Below are 19,828 nucleotides of genomic sequence, written 5' to 3'. Positions count from 1 at the left end.
CATGGGCGTGACCAATCGGTTGGCCTGTTACTCCGACCCCGCCGACCACTATTCCCACCGAGTGCGCATTGTGCTCGCAGAGAAGGGTGTCAGCGCCGAGATCATTTATGTGGAAGCTGGTCGTCAGCCGCCTAAACTGATTGAGGTGAACCCTTACGGCAGTCTCCCTACGCTGGTCGATCGTGACTTGGCGTTGTGGGAGTCGACCGTGGTGATGGAATATCTGGATGAGCGTTACCCGCACCCGCCGTTGATGCCGGTTTATCCGGTGGCGCGTGCCAACAGTCGTCTGCTGATTCACCGCATTCAGCGTGACTGGTGTGGTCTGGTGGATCTGATTCTGGATCCCAAGTCCAAGGAGGCCGCGCGTGTCGTGGCGCGCAAGGAGTTGCGTGAAAGCCTGACGGGCGTGTCGCCGCTGTTTGCCGACAAGCCGTTTTTCCTCAGTGAGGAACAAAGTCTGGTGGATTGCTGCCTATTGCCAATACTCTGGCGTTTGCCGATTCTGGGTATTGAACTGCCGCGGCCAGCCAAGCCGTTGCTTGATTATATGGAGCGCTCGTTTGCGCGTGAGGCTTTCCAGGCGAGTCTGTCTGGTGTCGAACGCGATATGCGCTAAGGCTTAAGGAGCCGCTATGAACTCCAGTCGACCTTATCTGGTCCGCGCGCTCTACGAGTGGATTGTGGATAACGATTGCACCCCGCACATGCTGGTCAATTCCGAGTACCCGGCCGTGCAGGTGCCGCAGGGTTTCGCCAGTGACGGGCAGATTGTCCTGAACATCTCACCCAGTGCCGTGCGTCATCTGCACATGGACAACGACGTGGTGACCTTCGAAGGTCGCTTCGGCGGCGTCCCGCACAGTCTGTACGTGCCGATCAGCGCCATCCTGGGTATCTATGCCCGGGAAAACGGTCAGGGCATGGTGTTCGATATCGAGTCGCCGATGGATGACGAAGATGATATCGAGCAGGACGATGACCTGCCGCCACCGGACAGCGAACCGCCGCGCCCAAGCGGTCGGCCAAGTTTGAAAGTGGTGAAATAAAAAAAGGCGATCCGGATGGATCGCCTTTTTTATGATCTGCAGAGTGCGTATCAGTCGATGTACTCAAACAGTTTTACAATCTTCTGTACGCCGGAAACACCCTGTACCAGGTTGGTCGCCTGCGCCGCTTCCTGTTTGGTCAGCAGGCCCAGCAGATAAACGATACCGTTCTCGGTCACGACCTTGATGCGCGAGCCGGGAATGCTGGCGTCGGTGAGCATCTGGGTCTTGATCTTGGTGGTCAGCCACGCGTCGTTCTGACGAGCCAACAGGGAGGAGGGCTGCAGTACTTGCAGTTCGTTGTGGACCTTTTTCACGCGCTGTACGTTGGCGGCAGCCTGTTCAGCCTTGGCTTTGAGGTCTTCGCGGGGCGTCTGACCGGCCAGCAGCACGACGCCGTTGAAGCTGGTGACGACGATGTGTGAGTCGTTGTCCAGGGCCGGGTCGGCCTTGGCCACGTTCACGCCCACTTTGGTTTCGATCAGCGAATCGTCGATCTTGCTGCCGAAGGTGCGGGTGCCACGGTCGTCTTCAATCGGCGCTTCGCGGCTGGCATTCACCACCGAGGTGCAGCCACTGATGCCGAGGCACAGGGTCAAGGCCAGAAGGCCAAGGCGATTAGGGGTCATTCTTCACTCCCGAACAGTTGGCTGTCGATCAGATCGCAGAGGCAATGGATCGCCAGCAAGTGGACTTCTTGAATACGTGCAGTGACGTTGGCCGGTACGCGAATCTCGACGTCCTCGGGCAACAGCAGCGACGCCATGCCGCCGCCATCGCGTCCGGTCAAAGCTACGACAATCATTTCGCGATCATGTGCGGCCTGGATCGCTTGAATAATGTTCGCCGAGTTACCGCTGGTCGAAATCGCCAGTAATACGTCGCCTGGTTGACCGAGTGCGCGGATCTGCTTGGAGAACACTTCGTTGTAGCTGTAGTCGTTGGCGATCGAGGTAATCGTCGAGGTATCGGTGGTCAGGGCGATGGCCGGCAGGCTTGGACGCTCACGCTCGAAGCGGTTGAGCAGCTCCGAAGAGAAATGCTGGGCGTCGCCGGCAGAGCCGCCGTTGCCGCAGGAGAGCATTTTGCCTTCGTTGAGCAGGGCGTTGACCATGATCTGGCTGGCTTGCTCGATGTGCGGTGCAAGTACGTCCATCGCCTGTTGCTTGGTGTCGATACTGGCCTGGAAAAGCTGGCGAATTCGGGATTGCATGTCCATCTGTGTGACCTTAAGTAGCGCGGCTGTCCGGCACATGAATGTGCAGCCCGCAAAGCAAAGAGCAAAATTTGTCGGATGAAAAAGTCCGGGTTGGCTGCAGGTCAACTGTCGAAAGCATTCTGCAACCAGTTCAGCTGACTCGGATGGCTGTCGATGGCCACCACGTCGAAGCGGCAGGGGGAATTGGCCCAGCGCGACTCGCGCTGAAGAAAATATTGCGCAGCGAAAATCAGTTTCTGCTGCTTGCGCGCATCGATGCTAGCGAGCGCGCCACCCCATTGAGTGTTTTTTCTGTAGCGAACTTCAACGAATACTACTGTATCGCCATCAAGCATGACCAGATCAAGCTCGCCGCGTTTGCATAACCAGTTCTGCGCCAATAGGCGCAGACCTTGATCCTGCAGATGCTCGAGCGCCTGGCGCTCGGCATCTTTACCGCTTTGCGAGCGTGACCTGTCAGGCATCAGCGTGGCGTATCCGGCAGGCGTTGTACCTGACCGCTGACGAACTGCGCCCAAGGCAACTGACGCACAACGCGCTGGGTCTGGGTCATGCCGAGGCTGCCCGACTCACCATCGATGCGGCTGTCCGGCAAGGCTTTGAGTTGGCCCAGGCGTGGCGCCAGGCGGTAGGCGTCCACGCCCATCGCGTACAGACGACCGAGGCTGCCTGCCGCTTGCGGCCACTGTGCAACCACTTGCTGGCGCAGTGGATCGCTGGTTTCCAACAGCCATGGGGTTTCGCAGAAGCGAATGCCGTTCATGTCGTTGTATTGGTTGACGTCACCGCTGGCGCTGTACACGTGCGAGGTTGCATACACAGGAACGTCACCGGCGTACTGGAAGTTCAGGGTCGGCTTGATCTGCTGCGCTTGCTGCGGGGTTGCAGCGAGGAAGATGAATTCGATGTCCTGACGGCGCGAAGGCTGTGCGGCGACGTTGGTGCCGGCAGCATTTTGCAGGCTCTTGGCGCGGGCTTCACTCTGGCGCAGCTGGAACATGTCGGCGATCTGCTGGGCCAGTTGCACTGGCTGATCAACACGTTCGGTGGCAACGATGCTGCCACCATTCGCCTGCCAGTCCTGGCTGAACGCACGCAATACGCGGTCGCCCCATTCGCCTTTCGGCACCATGATTGCGGCGCGGTGCAGGCCATCGGCGCGAGCGCGACGGGACACTTCACGGGCTTCGTCTTCAGCCGCCAGACCAAACTGGAACAGCTGCGCCGGACCTTGATCGCCTTCGCTGTAGTTCAGCGCGAGGGTGGTGATCGGCAGTTGCGGACGGGTGCTCAGTTGTTTGACCAGTGGTTTTTCCAGCGGGCCGACGACCAGTTGCACGCCGTCAGCCTGAGCCTTGCGGTAGAACTCGTCCATCGAAGTCAGCTTGGAGCTGTCGTAGAACTCAATCGCTGGCGGCTTTTGCCCGGCCTGTTGAGCCTGGTAGTGCGCAGCCATGAAGCCTTCACGCAGAGCCTTGCCGACTGCGGCCAGTTGGCCGTCCTGCGGCAACAGCAGGGCGATCTTGCTCAGTGGCTGGCTGGCCAGTTCCTTGAGCTTGGTCAATGGCAGCGGCAGGTTGATGGCGGCCGGGTGCTTTGGATTCTGCGCACGCCAGGCGTCGATCGCTGCTTGCTGCTGTTCCAGGGTGCCGGCGGATTTCACTGCCATGGCCAGGCCCATCCAGCCGCCGAGATCGTCGGTGGTGTTCGGTTGCAGTTGGTCGGTTGGCAGCGAGCCAATCAGGGTCCAGATCGCTTCGTGGTTTTTGCTGGCGGCTTCGCCTTGCAGCATCGGTGCGATGAACACACGTTCACGAGCGGCAGCCAGTGTCTGGCCATCGGCTTCAAGGGCGCGGGCATGTACGGTGCCGGTGCGTACTTGTTGCTCTTCTGGCATCTCGCCCAGGTGTTGCAGGCTTGGATGGCTCAGTGCAGTCAGCGCGGCTTTCGGCTGATTGCGGGTCATGGCCAGCTCAGCATTCAAGGTGCTGGCGAAAATCTGCTGGCCTGGCTTCAGTTGCTCCATCGGCACTTGTTGCAGGATTTGCGCGGACTGTCCGGCATTGCCCTGGCGATAAGCCAGGTCCGCAGCGCTCAGGCGCAACAGGGCGGCTTTTTCCGGGGTTTTCGCCTGACTAGCCTGTTCGAGCAGTTGCTCGATGCTGGCATCCGGGGTCCGTGGAAGTTCGCCAAGGCTGGAGGAAGGGGAGCTGGCGCAAGCCGCCAACAAGGCAGCGAGGCAGAGGGCAGTGAACAGCCGCAGGCAAGCGATCATGTAAGTGTTCCTGATACTCGATCAAATTAGCGTCGAATTGTACCCAAGCACTGGCCGGGGCGCGATGTTACTGGTGTGAATCAGGCAATTTAGCTGGAGTAAATGTTGCGTCAGTGCACAACGACACGCAAAACCGAGCATGGGCGGTGCACGTCGCAAGCCTCGTGACGCGTTACAATGCCGCCTTTTATCGATCACGAGGTGTGCGCTTTGACTGCTCCAGGTCCTTTGAATTCCGCTGCTGGCTCGCTTTATGTGGTGGCGACGCCCATCGGCAACCTGGACGACATCAGCGCCCGGGCCCTGAAAATTCTCCGCGAAGTGTCGTTGATCGCTGCCGAAGACACGCGTCATTCGCAGCGACTGATGCAGCACTTCGGGATTTCCACGCCGTTGGCTGCCTGTCACGAACATAACGAACGAGATGAAGGTAGTCGCTTTATTACCCGCTTGCTGGCAGGTGACAACGTCGCGCTGATTTCGGATGCCGGTACGCCGCTGATTTCTGATCCGGGTTACCACCTGGTGCGTCAGGCCCGTGCTGCCGGGATCAATGTAGTGCCGGTTCCTGGCGCGTGTGCGTTGATCGCCGCGCTGTCGGCCGCAGGTCTGCCATCCGACCGTTTCATCTTCGAAGGTTTTCTCCCAGCCAAGTCGGTCGGCCGCAAGGCGCGCCTGGAAGCTGTCAAGGAAGAACCGCGCACGTTGATCTTCTACGAAGCTCCGCACCGTATTCTTGAATGTCTGCAGGATATGGAGGCGGTGTTCGGTGGTGAGCGTCAGGCCTTGCTCGCCCGTGAAATAACCAAAACCTTCGAAACGCTTAAAGGTTTGCCGCTGGCTGAGCTGCGCGCGTTCGTTGAATCCGACAGCAATCAGCAGCGCGGCGAATGCGTCGTGCTGGTGGCCGGCTGGAGCGCGCCAGAGTCCGAAGATGCCGTCAGCAGCGAGGCGATGCGCATCCTCAATCTGTTGCTTGAGGAGATGCCGCTCAAGCGTGCCGCCGCGCTGGCAGCGCAGATTACCGGCGAGCGTAAAAACGTGCTGTATCAGGTCGCGCTCGACAAACAAAAAGACGTGTAAGCCGTCGCCCATAACGCTCTTGGGGCTTTTAGCGCTTGTTCTTCGGCCGCTCTGCCGTTAACCTTCGCGGCGGAGAGTCGATCGGACAGTCGCTGCCCTCTATGAAAATTAGGGGGGGGAGGAAAGTCCGGGCTCCATAGGGCGAAGTGCCAGGTAATGCCTGGGAGGCGTGAGCCTACGGAAAGTGCCACAGAAAATAACCGCCTAAGCGCGCAAGCGCCGGTAAGGGTGAAAAGGTGCGGTAAGAGCGCACCGCACGTCTGGCAACAGTTCGTGGCTAGGTAAACCCCACTTGGAGCAAGACCAAATAGGGTCCCAAGGCGTGGCCCGCGCTGGGACCGGGTAGGTTGCTAAAGATGTCCAGTGATGGCCATCGTAGACGAATGACTGTTCAAGACAGAACCCGGCTTACAGATCGACTCTCCACCTTTTTCTTTCCCTGCTTGAATCAATGGCATCAGGGCTGTGTATTATCAGCAGGCCTGCGCTGAAAGTTCGGCAGCGGCAAATGCAGTAATAGCCATTTCCCACCTTGCTTCAATCAACAGCAGAAGCGCTTTTGTAATACCGAAAAAATCTTACTCTTAACAAATTACTTTAACTTTCGAGCGCAGCTTTCAGTGCTGCATCAAGTTATAGGTCAAAAGTATCCGCCAGATTCTCGTTGCTCCTCCTTTTATGCTCCTAAATCTCCGTTCTGTAAGGGTTTTCCTTTAATCCGCGCCTTGACGGTGTGGTGGGCGCATTCCTATAGTGTGCGCAAGTGGCGGAAAGTGGCATGAAGTGGGTTTTTTGAGCTCAAAACGATAAAAATTGGAGAAACGCAGACGTGTTTCGCGGAGCTAACGCTATCAGTCTCGATGCAAAGGGCCGTCTCGCCATGCCGAGCCGGTACCGTGACGAGCTCGATTCGCGCAGTTCCGGCCAGTTGATCGTGACCATTGATGCCGTTGATCCGTGTCTGTGTGTCTATCCGCTCGACGAGTGGGAAATTATTGAAACCAAGTTGCGCGCGCTTCCTTCGCTTCGCGAAGAGAGCCGTCGCCTGCAACGTTTGCTGATTGGTAATGCCGTCGACCTCGAACTCGATGGCAGTGGTCGTTTCCTGGTTCCACCGCGTCTGCGCGAGTACGCCAGGCTTGATAAGAAAGCGATGCTGGTGGGCCAACTGAACAAGTTCCAATTGTGGGACGAGGATGCCTGGAATGCGGTTTCTGCCGCTGACCTGGCTGCTATTCAACAACCGGGCGCGATGCCTGATGAACTGCGTGATTTGATCCTGTGACTATTGATAGCGGCTTTAACCACATCACCGTACTGCTTGACGAAGCCGTCGAGGCTCTCGCCGTACGTCCTGATGGCTGCTATCTGGACGGAACGTTCGGGCGCGGCGGACACAGCCGGCTGATCCTCAGCCAGCTCGGCACGGACGGTCGGCTCATCGGGTTCGACAAAGATCCACAAGCGATTGCCACCGGGCAAACGCTAGCGGCCGAAGACGGCCGCTTTGTCGTTGTGCAGCGCAGCTTTGCCGAGCTGGGTTCGGTAGTTGCCGAGCAGGGGCTGAGTGGCAAGGTCAGCGGCATTCTGCTCGACCTCGGCGTGTCTTCACCGCAGCTCGACGACGCTGAGCGTGGCTTCAGTTTCCTCAACGATGGCCCGCTGGACATGCGCATGGATCCGTCCCGTGGCATCAGTGCTGCCGAATTCGTCAACACCGCGCCGGCTGAGGAAATCGCCCGGGTGTTCAAGGAATACGGCGAAGAACGTTTCTCTGGTCGTATGGCTCGCGCCGTCGTCGAGCGTCGCGATATCAAACCGTTCGAGCGCACCGCCGATCTGGCTGAAGTGCTGAAAGTCGCCAACCCGGCGTGGGAAAAGGGCAAGAATCCGGCCACCCGTGCATTCCAGGGTTTGCGCATTCACGTCAACAACGAACTGGGCGATCTGGAAGCCGGCCTCGAAGCCGCACTCGAAGCTCTGGAAGTTGGCGGCCGTCTGGTCGTCATCAGCTTTCACTCGCTGGAAGACCGCATCGTCAAACTGTTCATGCGCAAGCTGGTGAAAGGCGAAGCCGACAACCTGCCGCGCAACCTGCCGGTTCGTCACGTAGCGTTCGAACCGAAAATCAAAGTCCATGGCAAAGCGCAGACGGCCTCCGACGCCGAACTCAAAGCCAACCCACGTTCCCGTAGCGCCGTCATGCGCGTCGCGGAGAAGCTGCGGTGAGCAAGCTTTTCGCCAAGCCACTGCCCGGCGGCAGCTTTCTGATGCTGCTGCTGTTCATCGGCGTGCTCGTGTCGGCCATCGCCGTGTCCTACAGCGCGCACTGGAACCGGCAGTTGCTCAACACCCTGTACAACGAACTCAGCGTGCGCGACAAGGCGCAGGCCGAGTGGGGCCGTTTGATTCTCGAACAAAGCACCTGGACCGCGCACAGCCGGATCGAAGTGCTGGCCACCGAACAACTGAAGATGCACATTCCCGGCGCGGCTGACGTGAAGATGGTGGCGCCATGATGAAACTCGAAGGCGCACTGTTCCCATGGCGCTTCCGCCTGATGGTGGCGCTGCTCGGCGTGATGGTTGCGGCGATCTGCTGGCGCATCATCGACCTGCAGGTGGTTGACCGTGACTTCCTCAAAGGTCAGGGCGACGCGCGCAGCCTGCGTCACATTCCAATTCCGGCTCACCGTGGTCTGATCACCGACCGTAACGGCGAGCCTTTGGCCGTGAGTACCCCGGTGACCACGCTGTGGGCCAACGCCAAGGAAATGCAGACCGCCAAAGAGAAGTGGCCGGCACTCGCCGCCGCCCTGGGTCAGGACCCGAAAGCCCTGACCGAACGCCTCGAAGCGCAAGCCAACAAAGAATTCATTTATCTGGTGCGCGGGCTGACCCCCGAGCAGGGCCAGGCTGTGCTCGATCTGAAAGTGCCGGGCGTCTACGGCATCGAAGAATTCCGCCGGTTCTACCCGGCCGGTGAAGTCACCGCGCACATGGTCGGTTTTACCGACATCGATGACCACGGTCGCGAAGGTGTCGAACTCGCTTATGACGAATGGCTCGCCGGAGTGCCGGGCAAACGACAGGTCATCAAGGATCGGCGCGGTCGGCTGATCAAGGATGTCCAGGTCACCAAAAACGCCAAGGCCGGCAAGCCCTTGGCGTTGTCCATTGACCTGCGTCTGCAATATCTGGCCAACCGCGAGCTGCGTAACGCGATCATCGAGAACGGCGCCAAGGCCGGCAGTCTGGTGATCATGGACGTGAAGACCGGCGAAATTCTCGCCATGGTCAACCAGCCGACCTACAACCCGAACAACCGTCGCAACCTGCAACCGGCGATGATGCGTAACCGCGCAATGATCGACGTGTTTGAACCGGGTTCGACCATGAAAGCCATCTCCATGAGCGCCGCGATCGAAACCGGCCGCTGGAAACCGAGCGACACCGTCGAGGTGTACCCGGGCTCCCTGCAGATCGGCAAGTACACGATCAAGGACGTTTCCAAGACCGAAGGTCCGGTACTCGACCTGACCGGCATCCTGATCAATTCCAGTAACGTCGGCATGAGTAAGGTTGCCTTCGATATCGGCGGCGAAACCATTTTCCGTCTCGCGCAGAAAGTCGGCCTTGGCCAGGACACCGGCCTCGGCTTCCCGGGCGAACGTGTCGGCAACCTGCCGAACTACCGCGAATGGCGCAAGGCTGAAACTGCCACGCTGTCTTACGGCTACGGTATTTCCGTGACCGCGATTCAGCTCGTTCACGCGTTCTCGGCGCTGGCCAACAATGGTCGTCTGGCGCCATTGACTCTGATCAAAACCGACAAGCCGCCGCAAACCACGCAAGTGCTGCCGGAGGCGGTCGCGAAAACCATGCAAGGCATGCTGACGCAAGTGATCGAAGCCCCGCGCGGCGTGTTTCGTGCACAGGTGCCGGCGTACCACGTGGCCGGCAAATCGGGTACTGCGCGCAAGACTTCGGTGGGTACCAAGGGCTACGCCGAAAACTCTTACCGTTCGCTGTTCGCCGGTTTCGGGCCGATGAGCGATCCGCGTTACGCCATCGTTGTGGTGATCGATGAACCGTCCAAGGCCGGTTACTTCGGTGGTCTGGTTTCCGCACCGGTGTTCAGCCGTGTGATGTCCGGCACCCTGCGCCTGATGAACGTGACCCCGGACAACCTGCCGACCACACAACAGGCCAACGCCACCCCGGTCGTTCCGCTGAAAGCCAATGGAGGGCGCGGCTGATGTCATTAAGTCTGAACAAGATATTCCCCCACGCCGGCCACGATCTGTTGATCCGTGAATTGGCGCTGGACAGTCGCAACGTACGCGCGGGCGACCTGTTCCTCGCGGTGCCTGGCGGCAAATTCGATGGCCGTGCGCACATTGCCGATGCTCTGGCGCGCGGCGCGGCGGCCGTGGCCTATGAAGTGGAAGGCGCCACTGTGCTGCCGATCACCGATGTGCCGCTGATTCCGGTCAAAGGTCTGGCGGCGCAGCTGTCGGATATCGCCGGGCGTTTTTACGGCGAGCCAAGCCATCACCTGAACCTGATCGGCGTGACCGGCACCAACGGCAAGACCAGCGTGACCCAATTGGTCGCGCAGGCACTGGATCTGCTTGGCCAGCATTGCGGCATCGTCGGAACCCTCGGTTCCGGCTTCTATGGCGCACTGGAAAGCGGTCTGCACACCACGCCGAATCCGATCGCCGTACAAGCGACCCTGGGCGACCTGAAAAAGGCCGGCGCCAAAGCCGTGGCCATGGAGGTCTCGTCCCACGGTCTGGATCAGGGCCGGGTCACTGCGCTGGCGTTCGACGTGGCGGTGATGACCAACCTGTCCCGCGATCATCTGGATTATCACGGCACCATGGAGGCGTACGCCGAGGCCAAGGCCAAGCTGTTCGCCTGGAATGATCTGAAGTGCCGCGTGGTCAACCTCGACGACGATTTCGGCCGGCAACTGGCCGCTGAAAAGCGTGAATCGCGCTTGATCACCTACAGCCTGCTCGACAGCAGTGCTTACCTGTTCTGCCGCGAGGCGCAGTTCGACGATCACGGCGTGCGCGCCACGCTGGTGACGCCGCAGGGCGAACATCATCTGCGCAGCACCCTGCTCGGTCGTTTCAACCTGAGCAACGTACTGGCTGCGGTCGGCGCGTTGCTCGGTCTGGACTACGCGCTCGACGAAATTCTCAAGGTCCTGCCGAAACTCGAAGGCCCGGCCGGACGCATGCAGCGTCTTGGCGGCGGCACTCAGCCGTTGGTGGTGGTCGATTACGCCCACACTCCGGATGCATTGGAAAAAGTTCTGACCGCTTTGCGCCCGCACGTCAAAGGTCAACTGCTGTGCCTGTTCGGCTGTGGCGGTGATCGCGATCGCGGCAAGCGTCCGTTGATGGCCGAAGTGGTCGAGCGTCTGGCCGATCAAGTGCTGGTCACCGACGACAACCCGCGCACTGAAGACCCGGCAGTAATTTTCGATGACATCCGCGCCGGTTTCACGGCTGTGGATAAAGTCACCTTCGTCGCCGGCCGTGGCCAGGCGATTGCGCAACTGATTGCCGGCGCTTCGGCGGATGACGTGATTGTCCTGGCCGGTAAAGGTCACGAGGACTATCAGGAAATCAACGGCGAGCGCCATGCCTTCTCTGATCTGGTCGAGGCCGATCACGCCCTGACCGCTTGGGAGGTGGCCCATGCTTAAGGCCCTGAAACTCAGCGCGTTGACCAACGCGCTCGACGCACGCCTGATCAGCGCCGATGCCAGTTTCGACGGCGTCAGCATTGACAGCCGTGCGATCAAATCCGGCCAACTGTTTATTGCCCTGACCGGCCCGCGTTTTGACGGTCATGACTATTTGAACGACGTCGCCGCCAAAGGCGCGGTGGCTGCGCTAGTCGAGCGTGAAGTCGCCGACAGCACGTTGCCGCAGTTGCTGGTCAAGGACACCCGTCAGGCCCTCGGCCAATTGGGCGCCTTGAACCGTGCCGCATTCACTCAGCCAGTCGCGGCCATCACCGGCTCCAGCGGCAAGACCACGGTCAAGGAAATGCTCGCGAGCATCCTGCGCACGCGCGGTCCGGTACTGGCGACCCGTGGCAATCTGAACAACGACCTCGGCGCGCCGCTGACCCTGCTCGAACTGGCTCCGGAACACACGGCGGCAGTGATCGAACTGGGCGCCTCGCGTCTGGGCGAAATCGCCTACACCGTTGGCCTGACCAAGCCGCATGTGGCGATCCTGAACAATGCCGGCACCGCGCACGTCGGTGAGTTCGGCGGCCCGGAAAAAATCGTCGAAGCCAAGGGCGAAATCATCGACGGGCTGGCGGCCGATGGCGTCGCCGTGCTTAACCTCGATGACAAGGCCTTCGGTATCTGGAAGATCCGTGCGGGCGCTCGCAAAGTGCTGACCTTCGCTTTGAGCAATTCGCAAGCTGACTTCTACGCCAGCGACTTGAGCACCGATGCCCGTGGTTGCCCGGCCTTCAATCTGCACACACCTGAAGGTGTCGAGCGCGTTCAACTGAACCTGCTCGGCACCCACAACGTTGCCAATGCCATGGCTGCCGCCGCCGCTGCGCACGCCCTGGGCGTGTCGCTGTTCGGCATCGCCACCGGGCTGGGCGCCGTGCAACCGGTCAAGGGTCGTACCGTTGCGCAACTGGCGAAAAACGGCATGCGCGTGATCGATGACACTTACAACGCAAACCCCACCTCGATGTGCGCGGCCGTTGATATACTCGCCGGCTTTTCCGGCCGCACCGTCCTGGTGCTCGGAGATATCGGCGAGTTGGGCGATTGGGCGGAGCAGGGGCACCGCGACGTGGGCGAATACGCCCGTGGCAAGGTTTCCGCGCTTTATGCAGTCGGGCCAAACATGGTTCACGCCGTAAACGCTTTCGGTGAGCAGGCGCATCACTTCGGCACGCAAGCCGAACTGATCCAGGCCCTCGACGCCGAGCAGGACACAAACACCACTATTTTGATCAAGGGTTCGCGCAGTGCAGCGATGGAAAACATCGTTGCGGCTCTGTGCGGGTCCAGTCTGGAGAAACATTAATGCTGCTGCTGCTAGCGGAGTATCTGCAACAGTTCTACAAAGGCTTCGCGGTCTTCCAGTACCTGACCCTGCGCGGGATCCTCGGTGTGCTGACCGCGCTGGTTTTGTCGCTGTGCTATGGCCCGTGGATGATCCGCACTTTGCAGAACCGTCAGATCGGTCAATCCGTTCGTAACGATGGTCCGCAATCGCACTTGTCGAAATCCGGTACGCCGACCATGGGTGGCGCGCTGATTCTCTCTTCGATCGGCGTCAGCACTCTGCTCTGGGCTGACCTGAGCAACCGTTACGTCTGGACTGTTTTGCTGGTGACCCTGCTGTTCGGTGCCATCGGCTGGGTCGACGATTACCGCAAAGTCATCGAGAAGAATTCGCGTGGCCTGCCGAGCCGCTGGAAGTATTTCTGGCAATCGGTGTTCGGCCTCGGCGCGGCGATCTTCCTTTATATGACCGCTTCCACCCCGGTGGAAACCACACTGATCCTGCCGATGCTCAAGGACTACAGCATTCCGCTGGGCGCCGGCTTCATCGTGCTGACCTACTTTGTGATCGTCGGTTCGAGCAACGCGGTCAACCTCACCGACGGCCTCGACGGTCTGGCAATCATGCCAACCGTGATGGTCGGCGGTGGTCTGGGCATCTTCTGCTACCTGTCGGGTAACGTGAAATTCGCTGAATACCTGCTGATCCCTTATGTGCCGGGTGCGGGTGAGCTGATCGTGTTCTGCGGTGCGCTGATCGGTGCCGGTCTGGGCTTCCTGTGGTTCAACACCTACCCGGCACAAGTGTTCATGGGCGACGTCGGTGCACTGGCACTCGGCGCAGCGTTGGGCACCATCGCGGTGATCGTCCGTCAGGAAATCGTCCTGTTCATCATGGGCGGCGTGTTCGTGATGGAAACCCTGTCAGTCGTCATTCAGGTTGCGTCCTTCAAGCTGACCGGTCGCCGTGTGTTCCGCATGGCTCCGATACACCACCACTTTGAACTCAAGGGCTGGCCCGAGCCGCGCGTGATCGTCCGTTTCTGGATCATCACCGTGATTCTCGTGCTGATCGGCCTTGCCACCCTGAAGCTGAGGTAGAACGAGTGTCTCTGATCGCTTCTGACCACTTCCGCATCGTTGTCGGCCTCGGCAAGAGCGGCATGTCCCTGGTTCGCTTCCTGGCGAACCGGGGCACGTCGTTTGCCGTGGCCGACACGCGGGAAAATCCACCGGAACTGGCCACGCTCAAGCGTGACTATCCGCACGTGGAAGTGCGTTGTGGCGAGCTGGACGTCGAATTCCTGTGCCGTGCCGACGAGCTCTACGTGAGCCCCGGTCTGGCGCTGGCGACCCCGGCCCTGCAAGCCGCCGCGGCCCGTGGCGTGAAACTGTCCGGCGACATCGAGCTGTTCGCGCGTAACGCGCAGGCGCCGATCGTGGCCATCAGCGGTTCCAACGCGAAAAGCACCGTCACCACCCTGGTCGGCGAGATGGCGGCTGCGGCCGGCAAACGCGTCGCTGTTGGCGGTAACCTCGGCACCCCGGCGCTGGACCTGCTCAGCGACGACGTCGAGCTGTACGTGATGGAGCTGTCGAGCTTCCAGCTGGAAACCACCGACCAGCTCAACGCTGAAGTGGCGACCGTGCTGAACATCAGCGAAGACCACATGGATCGCTACAGCGGTCTGCCGGCCTACCACCTCGCCAAGCACCGGATTTTCCGTGGCGCCAGGCAGTTCGTGGTCAACCGTCAGGATGCGCTGACCCGTCCGCTGATCGGCGAGGGCCAGCCATGCTGGACCTTCGGCCTGACCAAACCGGATTTCAAGGCATTCGGTATCCGCGAAGAAGATGGCGAGAAATATCTGGCCTTCGAATTCCAGAACCTGATGCCGGTGCGTGAGCTGAAGATTCGCGGCGCGCATAACCAGTCCAACGCCCTCGCGGCGCTGGCGCTCGGTCATGCGGTTGGCCTGCCGTTCGACGCCATGCTCTCGGCCTTGCGTACCTTTGCCGGTCTCGAACATCGCTGCCAGTGGGTGCGTGATCTCGACGGCGTCGCTTACTACAACGATTCCAAAGCCACCAACGTTGGCGCTGCACTGGCGGCCATCGAAGGCCTGGGCGCGGACATCGACGGCAAGGTCATCCTGATCGCCGGCGGCGATGGCAAGGGTGCCGAATTCAATGATCTGCGTGCTCCGGTGGCGGCCAACTGCCGCGCCGTGATCCTGATGGGCCGCGACTCCGACAAGATCGGCGAAGCCATCGGTGATGCCGTGCCATTGATTCGTGCGACCTCGCTGGTCGACGCCGTTGCGCAATGCCGCGCCGCCGCCCAGCCGGGTGATGTGGTGCTGTTGTCGCCGGCCTGCGCCAGTTTCGACATGTTCAAGAATTACGAAGACCGTGGTCACCAGTTCGTCCGCGCCGTGGAGGATCTGGCATGAGCCTGCGCAATATCATCAAGCCGTATCCGTCGCCGATCATCACCGGGCGCGGCATCGACCTCGACTTCCCGATGCTCGCCGGTTGTCTGGCGCTGCTCGGTCTCGGCCTGATCATGATTGCTTCGGCGTCCACCGAAGTGGGTGCGGCGCAGTCGGGCAGTGCCCTGTATTACATGACTCGCCACCTTATCTATGTGGTGTTGGGTCTGGGCGCGTGCATCGTCACCATGATGATCCCGATCGCCACCTGGCAGCGTCTGGGCTGGTTGATGCTGATCGGTGCATTCGGACTGTTGGTGATGGTAATCATCCCGGGCATTGGCCGCGAAGTGAACGGTTCGATGCGCTGGATCGGTTTCAGCTTCTTCAACGTGCAGCCGTCCGAGATCGCCAAGGTGTTCGTGGTGATCTACCTCGCCGGTTACCTGGTGCGGCGCCAGAAAGAAGTGCGCGAGAGCTGGATGGGCTTCTTCAAGCCGTTCATCGTGCTGCTGCCAATGGCCGGTCTGTTGCTGATGGAGCCGGACTTCGGTGCCACCGTCGTGATGATGGGCGCAGCAGCGGCGATGCTGTTCCTCGGCGGGGTCGGCTTGTTCCGCTTTTCGCTGATGGTGGTGTTGGCGGTCGGCGCCGTGGTCTTGCTGATTCAGATGCAGCCGTACCGGATGGCGCGTCTGACCAACTTCGCCGACCCGTGGGCCGACCAGTTCGGCGCCGGTTATCAGTTGTCGCAAGCGTTGATTGCGTTCGGTCGCGGTGAGTGGCTCGGCGTCGGTCTGGGCAACAGCGTGCAGAAGCAGTTTTACCTGCCGGAAGCGCACACCGACTTCGTGTTCTCGGTTCTGGCCGAAGAACTGGGTGCGGTCGGTTCGTTGTGCACCGTGGCGCTGTTCGTGTTCGTGTGTATTCGCGGCATGTACATCGGCTTGTGGGCCGAAAAAGCCAAGCAGTTCTTCGCCGCGTATGTGGCTTACGGTCTGTCGTTCCTGTGGATCGGTCAGTTCCTGATCAACATCGGTGTGAACGTCGGTCTGCTGCCAACCAAGGGGCTGACCTTGCCGTTCCTCAGTTACGGCGGCAGCTCGCTGGTGATCTGCTGCGCCTGTCTTGGCTTGTTGCTGAGGATCGAGTGGGAGAGCCGAACCCACCTGGGCAGTGAAGAAATGGAATTCCATGAGAGCGACTTCGCCGAGGAGCCGAATCATGGGCGCTAACGTATTGATCATGGCCGGCGGAACCGGCGGCCACGTGTTCCCGGCGCTGGCTTGTGCCCGCGAGTTTCAGGCGCGCGGCTACACCGTGCACTGGCTCGGCACGCCACGCGGTATCGAAAACGAACTGGTGCCGGCCGCAGGGCTGGAATTGCACCGGATCAACGCCACCGGCCTGCGCGGCAAGGGCAAGCTGTCGCTGCTCAAGGCGCCATTCATGCTGCTGAAATCGGTGTGGCAGGCGCGGGCGATCATTCGTCGCTTGAAGCCGGTGTGTGTGGTCGGCTTCGGTGGTTATGTGACTGGCCCCGGCGGTCTCGCCGCGAAACTGGCCGGTGTGCCGGTGATCGTTCACGAGCAGAACGCTGTGGCCGGCACCGCCAATCGGTTGCTGGTGCCGTTCGCCGCCCGGGTGTGTGAAGCGTTCCCCGACACCTTTACTCTGTCGGACACCCGCCGTACCACCGGAAACCCGGTGCGCAGCGAGCTGTTCCTCGACACATCGCGACCTGCTCTGGCCGGTCGCAAAGCGCGTTTGCTGATCCTCGGCGGAAGCCTGGGCGCAGAACCGTTGAACAAGTTGCTGCCTGAAGCCCTGGCCCAAGTCGCTGCCGATTTGCGCCCGGAAGTGTTTCATCAGGCCGGCAAAAACCACGATGAAGTGACTGCAGAGCGCTACCGCGCCGCCGGCGTGGAAGCGCAGGTGCAGCCGTTCATCAAAGACATGTCCCAGGCCTATGGCTGGGCTGACCTGGTGGTGTGCCGTGCAGGCGCGTTGACCATCAGTGAGCTGGCTGCCGCCGGTCTGCCCTCGATGCTGGTGCCTTTGCCCCACGCGATCGACGATCACCAGACCCGCAACGCCGATTATTTGGCCCGCGAAGGCGCTGCCTTCCTGATGCCGCAAAGAACGACTGGTGCCGCGGACCTTGCCGCGCGCCTGACAGAGGTCTTGATGCAACCGCAACGACTCGAAGATATGGCCCAAGCGGCCCGCCGTCTGGCGAAACCCGATGCCACCCGTAGCGTGGTCGATACCTGCCTGGAGGTGGCCCATGGTTGAGAATCAGAAAGCCATGCCGCAACCGGAAATGCGCCGCATCCGTCGCATCCACTTCGTCGGTATCGGCGGCGTGGGCATGTGCGGGATTGCCGAAGTGTTGTTGAACCTGGGCTATGAAGTGTCCGGTTCCGACCTGAAAGCGTCGCCGGTCACCGAGCGTCTGGAGTCGTTCGGCGCACACATCTACATCGGCCACCGTGCCGAAAACGCCGCGACTGCCGATGTGCTGGTGGTGTCGAGCGCTGTAAATACCTCCAACCCGGAAGTGGCGACTGCGCTTGAGCGTCGTATTCCGGTAGTGCCGCGTGCCGAGATGCTCGCCGAGCTGATGCGCTATCGCCACGGCATCGCCGTCGCCGGTACTCACGGCAAAACCACCACCACCAGCCTGATCGCTTCGGTGTTCGCCGCCGGTGGTCTGGATCCGACCTTCGTGATCGGTGGCCGTCTGAATGCGGCGGGCACCAATGCCCAGCTCGGCACCAGCCGTTACCTGATCGCCGAAGCCGACGAAAGCGATGCGAGCTTCCTGCACCTGCAACCGCTGGTGGCCGTGGTCACCAACATCGACGCCGACCACATGGCGACCTACGACGGTGACTTCAACAAACTGAAGAAAACCTTCGTCGAGTTCCTGCACAACCTGCCGTTCTACGGTTTGGCGGTGATGTGCCTGGACGATCCGGTGGTGCGTGAAATCCTTCCGCTGGTCAAGCGTCCGACCGTGACCTACGGCTTCAGCGAAGACGCCGACGTGCGCGCGATCAATGTGCGTCAGCAAGGCATGCAGACCTTCTTCACCGTGCTGCGTCCTGACCGCGAGCCGCTGGATGTGTCCGTGAACATGCCGGGCAACCACAACGTGCTCAACTCGCTGGCGACCATTTGCATCGCCACTGACGAAGGCGTCAGCGATGAAGCCATCGTTCAGGGCCTGTCGGGCTTCCAGGGTGTTGGTCGACGTTTCCAGGTCTACGGCGAATTGCCGGTGGACGGCGGCAACGTGATGCTCGTCGATGACTACGGTCACCACCCGACCGAAGTCGCCGCCGTGATCAAAGCCGTGCGCGGTGGCTGGCCGGAGCGCCGTCTGGTGATGGTTTACCAGCCGCACCGTTACAGCCGCACCCGCGATCTGTACGACGACTTCGTCAATGTACTGGCCGATGCCAACGTGCTGCTGTTGATGGAAGTCTATCCGGCGGGCGAAGAGCCGATCCCGGGTGCCGACAGCCGCAAACTGTGCAACAGCATCCGCCAGCGCGGTCAGCTCGACCCGATCTACATCGAGCGTGGCGTCGATCTGGCGCCGCTGGTCAAGCCGCTGCTGCGTGCCGGCGACATTCTGCTGTGCCAGGGCGCCGGTGATATCGGCGGCCTCGCGCCGAAGCTGCTGAAAAGTGAATTGTTCGCTGGCGCCGTGGCGGCGTCGGTCGAGGGGAAGTTGAAATGACTGCTGCCTACGCCAAGCTGTTTTCCACTGTCGCGCCGAAAGACTTCGGCCGCGTCGCCGTGCTCTTCGGCGGTCTGAGTGCCGAGCGTGAGGTGTCGCTGAAATCCGGTAACGCCGTGCTCGACGCGCTGCAAAGCGCTGGCGTGGACGCGTTCGGCATCGACGTTGGCACCGATATTCTGCAGCGTCTGCTGAGTGAAAAAATCGACCGCGCGTTCATCATTCTTCACGGCCGTGGCGGTGAAGACGGCAGCATGCAGGGCTTGCTCGAAGTCGCCGGGATTCCCTACACCGGCAGCGGCATTCTGGCCTCGGCGCTGGCGATGGACAAACTGCGCACCAAGCAGGTCTGGCACAGCCTCGGGATTCCGACGCCGCGTCACGCCGTGCTGTGCAGCGAAGCCGATTGTATTTCCGCGGCGACGGAACTGGGCTTCCCTTTGATCGTCAAACCGGCGCATGAAGGTTCAAGTATCGGGATGGCCAAAGTGAGTTCTGCGTCCGAGTTGATCGACGCATGGAAAGCGGCCAGTACCTACGATTCGCAAGTTTTGGTTGAGCAATGGATTCAAGGTCCGGAGTTCACCATCGCCACCCTGCGTGACCAGGTGTTGCCTCCGATTGCCCTGGGTACACCGCACACGTTCTACGACTACGACGCCAAGTACATCGCCAACGATACCCAGTACCGCATTCCGTGCGGGCTGGACGCGGACAAAGAACAGGAACTCATGGATCTCACGGCCAAGGCCTGTGAGGCGCTGGGTATTGCCGGTTGGGGCAGGGCGGACGTGATGCAGGACGCCGACGGGCAGTTCTGGTTCCTCGAAGTGAATACCGCCCCGGGCATGACCGATCACAGCCTGGTGCCGATGGCGGCCCGCGCGGCCGGTCTGGATTTCCAGCAACTGGTTCTGGCCATTCTGGCCGCCAGTGTTGAAGACGCTAGAGGTTAAGACG

Annotated in this window: 19 protein-coding genes and 1 other RNA gene; 16 read left to right on the top strand and 4 right to left on the bottom strand. The window is 60.7% G+C overall.

Features of this window, described 5'->3' with window-relative positions:
- The first annotated feature begins 1 nt into the window (after window position 1).
- Window positions 2-619, top strand: coding sequence for a glutathione S-transferase N-terminal domain-containing protein (locus ACVVH8_RS24620; protein WP_007917025.1), 618 nt, complete (start codon window positions 2-4; stop codon window positions 617-619).
- Between the two features lie 16 nt (window positions 620-635).
- Complete coding sequence (locus ACVVH8_RS24615) at window positions 636-1,049, top strand: ClpXP protease specificity-enhancing factor (protein WP_103306224.1); 414 nt, start codon at window positions 636-638, stop codon at window positions 1,047-1,049.
- 50 nt (window positions 1,050-1,099) lie between these two features.
- Here the strand turns inward: ACVVH8_RS24615 and ACVVH8_RS24610 are convergent, their stop codons facing one another.
- From ACVVH8_RS24610 to ACVVH8_RS24595, 4 genes are all read right to left on the bottom strand, one after another.
- Window positions 1,100-1,678: a BON domain-containing protein gene (locus tag ACVVH8_RS24610; protein ID WP_103306223.1), complete on the bottom strand. Its 579-nt coding sequence runs from the start codon at window positions 1,676-1,678 to the stop codon at window positions 1,100-1,102.
- A complete protein-coding gene (locus ACVVH8_RS24605; protein WP_008082788.1) occupies window positions 1,675-2,268 on the bottom strand; it encodes a phosphoheptose isomerase in 594 nt (197 codons plus the stop codon). Before ACVVH8_RS24605 ends, ACVVH8_RS24610 begins: the two co-directional genes overlap by 4 nt.
- A gap of 101 nt (window positions 2,269-2,369) precedes the next feature.
- Window positions 2,370-2,732, bottom strand: a complete 363-nt coding sequence (locus tag ACVVH8_RS24600; RefSeq protein ID WP_103306222.1) for a YraN family protein — start codon at window positions 2,730-2,732, stop codon at window positions 2,370-2,372.
- Entirely contained in the window at window positions 2,732-4,543 is a 1,812-nt protein-coding gene (locus ACVVH8_RS24595; RefSeq protein ID WP_103306221.1) for a penicillin-binding protein activator, read from the bottom strand. The genes ACVVH8_RS24600 and ACVVH8_RS24595 overlap by 1 nt, the downstream gene beginning before the upstream one ends.
- 177 nt (window positions 4,544-4,720) lie before the next feature.
- On the opposite strand from ACVVH8_RS24595, the gene rsmI reads away from it, so the two are divergent.
- The 14 genes from rsmI (at window position 4,721) to ACVVH8_RS24525 (ending at window position 19,824) form a co-directional block, all read left to right on the top strand.
- Window positions 4,721-5,626: a 16S rRNA (cytidine(1402)-2'-O)-methyltransferase gene (rsmI, locus tag ACVVH8_RS24590; RefSeq protein WP_475226831.1), complete on the top strand. Its 906-nt coding sequence runs from the start codon at window positions 4,721-4,723 to the stop codon at window positions 5,624-5,626.
- A 73-nt stretch (window positions 5,627-5,699) separates the two neighbouring features.
- An RNA gene (gene rnpB / locus ACVVH8_RS24585) (RNase P RNA component class A) lies at window positions 5,700-6,053 on the top strand.
- Window positions 6,054-6,455: 402 nt separating this feature from the next.
- The gene (gene mraZ / locus ACVVH8_RS24580) at window positions 6,456-6,911 is read left to right on the top strand and encodes a division/cell wall cluster transcriptional repressor MraZ (RefSeq protein WP_475226828.1); all 456 of its coding nucleotides are present in this window, start codon (window positions 6,456-6,458) and stop codon (window positions 6,909-6,911) included.
- The gene (gene rsmH, locus ACVVH8_RS24575) at window positions 6,908-7,855 is read left to right on the top strand and encodes a 16S rRNA (cytosine(1402)-N(4))-methyltransferase RsmH (RefSeq protein WP_371919332.1); all 948 of its coding nucleotides are present in this window, start codon (window positions 6,908-6,910) and stop codon (window positions 7,853-7,855) included. Before mraZ ends, rsmH begins: the two co-directional genes overlap by 4 nt.
- Window positions 7,852-8,145, top strand: a complete 294-nt coding sequence (gene ftsL, locus ACVVH8_RS24570; RefSeq protein ID WP_007917008.1) for a cell division protein FtsL — start codon at window positions 7,852-7,854, stop codon at window positions 8,143-8,145. Before rsmH ends, ftsL begins: the two co-directional genes overlap by 4 nt.
- The gene (locus ACVVH8_RS24565) at window positions 8,145-9,884 is read left to right on the top strand and encodes a peptidoglycan D,D-transpeptidase FtsI family protein (RefSeq protein ID WP_177431450.1); all 1,740 of its coding nucleotides are present in this window, start codon (window positions 8,145-8,147) and stop codon (window positions 9,882-9,884) included. The genes ftsL and ACVVH8_RS24565 overlap by 1 nt, the downstream gene beginning before the upstream one ends.
- Entirely contained in the window at window positions 9,884-11,347 is a 1,464-nt protein-coding gene (locus tag ACVVH8_RS24560) for a UDP-N-acetylmuramoyl-L-alanyl-D-glutamate--2,6-diaminopimelate ligase (protein ID WP_103306217.1), read from the top strand. The genes ACVVH8_RS24565 and ACVVH8_RS24560 overlap by 1 nt, the downstream gene beginning before the upstream one ends.
- Window positions 11,340-12,707, top strand: a complete 1,368-nt coding sequence (locus ACVVH8_RS24555) for a UDP-N-acetylmuramoyl-tripeptide--D-alanyl-D-alanine ligase (RefSeq protein WP_475226825.1) — start codon at window positions 11,340-11,342, stop codon at window positions 12,705-12,707. Before ACVVH8_RS24560 ends, ACVVH8_RS24555 begins: the two co-directional genes overlap by 8 nt.
- Complete coding sequence (gene mraY, locus ACVVH8_RS24550; RefSeq protein ID WP_103306215.1) at window positions 12,707-13,789, top strand: phospho-N-acetylmuramoyl-pentapeptide-transferase; 1,083 nt, start codon at window positions 12,707-12,709, stop codon at window positions 13,787-13,789. Before ACVVH8_RS24555 ends, mraY begins: the two co-directional genes overlap by 1 nt.
- Window positions 13,790-13,794: 5 nt before the next feature.
- Window positions 13,795-15,141: a UDP-N-acetylmuramoyl-L-alanine--D-glutamate ligase gene (murD, locus tag ACVVH8_RS24545; RefSeq protein WP_103306214.1), complete on the top strand. Its 1,347-nt coding sequence runs from the start codon at window positions 13,795-13,797 to the stop codon at window positions 15,139-15,141.
- The gene (gene ftsW, locus ACVVH8_RS24540; RefSeq protein ID WP_103306213.1) at window positions 15,138-16,355 is read left to right on the top strand and encodes a putative lipid II flippase FtsW; all 1,218 of its coding nucleotides are present in this window, start codon (window positions 15,138-15,140) and stop codon (window positions 16,353-16,355) included. Before murD ends, ftsW begins: the two co-directional genes overlap by 4 nt.
- Window positions 16,345-17,415: an undecaprenyldiphospho-muramoylpentapeptide beta-N-acetylglucosaminyltransferase gene (gene murG / locus ACVVH8_RS24535; RefSeq protein WP_475226823.1), complete on the top strand. Its 1,071-nt coding sequence runs from the start codon at window positions 16,345-16,347 to the stop codon at window positions 17,413-17,415. Before ftsW ends, murG begins: the two co-directional genes overlap by 11 nt.
- Window positions 17,408-18,868, top strand: a complete 1,461-nt coding sequence (murC, locus tag ACVVH8_RS24530) for a UDP-N-acetylmuramate--L-alanine ligase (protein WP_007961634.1) — start codon at window positions 17,408-17,410, stop codon at window positions 18,866-18,868. Before murG ends, murC begins: the two co-directional genes overlap by 8 nt.
- Entirely contained in the window at window positions 18,865-19,824 is a 960-nt protein-coding gene (locus ACVVH8_RS24525) for a D-alanine--D-alanine ligase (protein WP_103306212.1), read from the top strand. The genes murC and ACVVH8_RS24525 overlap by 4 nt, the downstream gene beginning before the upstream one ends.
- Window positions 19,825-19,828 lie beyond the last annotated feature (4 nt).

It is taken from the genome of Pseudomonas trutticola BRTCR10, from assembly GCF_056155105.1.
Note: the sequence above shows the minus strand (reverse complement) of the source record. Positions and strands in the feature narration are given on the sequence as shown.